We start from the raw sequence: 2752 nt of genomic DNA on the forward strand, positions 1-2752 counted from the left end.
GCATCATTATATTTATAAGATATCAGGAGGAAAAATGCAATTTATAAAGGATTTGAAAAATAAAAGTTTAAAAACGATACTAATGGAAAATGGGTTATATGTAGTTTTATTAATACTAATTGCTGCTATAATAATAAAAGAGCCATCATTTTTAAGTTTTAGAAATGTTAGAAATATTTTAACACAATCTTCTGTTAGAACAATTTTAGCTTTAGGGGTAGCTGGAATAATTGTAACTCAAGGAACAGATTTATCAGTTGGAAGACAGGTTGGTCTATCAGCAGTAATATCAGCAACACTATTACAAGCAATGACCAATGTTAATAAGGTATTTCCAAATTTAGATACAATGTCAATACCAGTAGTAATTTTAGTTATTTGTGTAATCGGTGGTTTTGTAGGATTTTTAAATGGATTTATTGTAGCTTACTTAAATGTTACACCATTCGTAGCAACACTAGGTTCTATGATTATTATATATGGTGCAAACTCACTTTATTATGATTATGTAGGAGCATCACCAATAGCTGGATTTGCTGTAGGGTTTACAGATTTTGCTCAAGGATTCTTTAAAATAGGTGGATTTAGATTTAACTACCTGATTATATATGCAGCATTAGCAGTTTTATTTATATGGGTTTTATGGAATAAGACTACTTTTGGAAAAAATTTATTTGCTGTTGGAGGAAATCCAGAAGCTGCAAAAGTTTCAGGAGTAAATGTAAAGAAAACTTTAGTATTAGTATATACACTATCTGGAATATTTTATGGTTTTGGAGGAATGTTAGAAGCAGGAAGAGTAGGAAGTGCTACTAATAACCTTGGAAATATGTATGAATTAGATGCCATAGCAGCTTGTGTTGTTGGAGGAGTATCTTTTTCTGGAGGAGTGGGAAGTGTACCAGGTGTTGTAACAGGAGTAATTATATTTACAGTTATAAACTACGGATTAACATATATTGGAGTAAATCCATACTGGCAATATATTATAAAAGGATTAATTATAATAGTAGCGGTAGCATTGGATACATTAAAATATGTGAAGAAGAAATAAAGATAATAAAAAAGATCGGATTTTTCATAAAATCCGATCTTTTATTTTTATAAAATATACTTAATAATAGATTGAGTATCTATACTTTTTTGAATGTCAATAACTCTTTGATTTCTACTTCCTCTCCATTTTAAAGTGAGGTCTTTTTCATCTATTTTAAATTTCCCATCTACAAGAATGTGGCAAAGTTTAACTAAAGAAAAAAGTTCTTCTGATTGACTAATAACTTCCCAAGTATACCCAGACCAAATCCAAATATCTTTAGATGGAAACTTATTTTTAAATTTAGTAAGAAACTCTATCAAAACAGGAATATTGTCTTTAAAAGTAGGATCTCCCCCTAAAAGAGAGAGTCCTTTTATACTTTTATCATATTTTTTAAAATATTCAAAAATTTGATTTTCAACTTCTAAAGTAAATAAATCTCCATAATCTTTATCCCAAGTTTTAAAATTAAAACACTCTTGACAGTGGTGTGTACATCCACTTACAAAAATACTAACTCTAATTCCTTCGCCATTTACCATGTCAGTATATTTAATACCAGAATAGTTCATAACCACTCTCCTATAATTACATATGTTTAACTCTATTAATAACCTCTTTTTGTTTTCCTTTATTAAATGGTCTTGAATCTGGTTGAGCTAAGTATCCACAAACTCTTCTTATAACATTCATTTGTGTAGAGTCATGATTGTGACACTGTGGACATTCAAAACCATTTTCTGTAGCTAAGAACTCACCATTAAATCCACAAATATGACACTTATCAACTGGTTGATTAATACCCATATAATGAATTCCAATACTTTGAGCATATTTTAAAACTTCATGAATAGCTTCTAAGTTATTTTTTAAAGAATCAGTTTCAATGTAACTAATGTGACCACCAGCAGCTAAAGTATGTCCTGGAGCCTCTAATTTTAATTTTTCAAAAGGATTTATTTTTATTTTAGAAGAAACATGGAAAGAGTTATCATAATAACCTTTGTCTGTGATTCCTTTAATTTCTCCAAACTCTTTAAAATCAATTTCAGCAAATCTATCACAAAGAGATTCAGAAGGTGTTGAATAAAGAGCAAATCCAAGATTCGTTTCATCTTTAAATCTTTTTACAGTATTTGATATATGCTCTAAAATTTTAAATGTTTTTTCATAAGAAATTTCATCTTGAGCAAAGTTTTTACCATATAATAGTTCTGAAACTTCACTTAAACCAATATATCCAATAGAGATAGTTGCATATCCACCCCAAATAAGTTCCTTAATTGTTTCTTTAGGTTCTTTATTGGCTAAAGCTCCAGACATCCATAAAATTGGTGCTACTTCAGCAGGAGTATTTTCAAGATATTTTGCTCTGAAAATACTATTTTCTTTACATATATCTAATATTTCATTCAGTTCTTTATAGAATCCATCTTCATCACCTTGATGTTTAATAGCAATCCTAGGCAAGTTAATAGATGTAGCACCTAGATTAAATCTACCTGAATAAATTTCTTCATTTTTTTCATTAAACCAAGGAGAAAGGAAAGCTCTACACCCCATAGGATAAACTACAGTACCCTTTTCTACCTGTTCAGGAGTAACAAATAGAATATCAGGATAAACTGATTTAGTCATACATTTAAAGGCAATTTGTGAGATATCCCAGTTAGGATCTTCAGGATTGAAATTTAATCCTTCTGTAACTGCATA

General features: G+C 29.4%; 3 protein-coding genes. 1 reads left to right on the forward strand and 2 read right to left on the reverse strand.

Annotated elements, in window-relative coordinates:
- The first annotated feature begins 34 nt into the window (after positions 1-34).
- Complete coding sequence (gene mglC / locus Q0V09_RS10335; protein WP_297405989.1) at positions 35-1054, forward strand: galactose/methyl galactoside ABC transporter permease MglC; 1020 nt, start codon at positions 35-37, stop codon at positions 1052-1054.
- A 47-nt stretch (positions 1055-1101) separates the two neighbouring features.
- Here the strand turns inward: mglC and nrdG are convergent, their stop codons facing one another.
- Both nrdG and nrdD read right to left on the reverse strand, forming a co-directional pair.
- Positions 1102-1611 carry an anaerobic ribonucleoside-triphosphate reductase activating protein gene (nrdG, locus tag Q0V09_RS10340; protein WP_297489296.1) on the reverse strand — a complete coding sequence of 170 codons (510 nt, stop codon included), beginning with the start codon at positions 1609-1611 and terminating at the stop codon, positions 1102-1104.
- Between the two features lie 16 nt (positions 1612-1627).
- Positions 1628-2752, reverse strand: a 1125-nt coding sequence (gene nrdD / locus Q0V09_RS10345; protein ID WP_297489300.1) for an anaerobic ribonucleoside-triphosphate reductase, incomplete at its 5' end; no start/stop codon positions are given.

The sequence above is a fragment of the uncultured Cetobacterium sp. genome, assembly GCF_947039425.1.
Taxonomy (GTDB): domain Bacteria; phylum Fusobacteriota; class Fusobacteriia; order Fusobacteriales; family Fusobacteriaceae; genus Cetobacterium_A.

What these genes read in the sequence shown, in the direction of transcription:
- mglC (WP_297405989.1), top strand. Translation starts at nt 35, where the DNA reads ATGCAATTTATAAAGGATTTGAAAAATAAAAGTTTAAAAACGATACTA.
- nrdG (WP_297489296.1), bottom strand. Translation starts at nt 1,611, where the DNA reads ATGAACTATTCTGGTATTAAATATACTGACATGGTAAATGGCGAAGGA.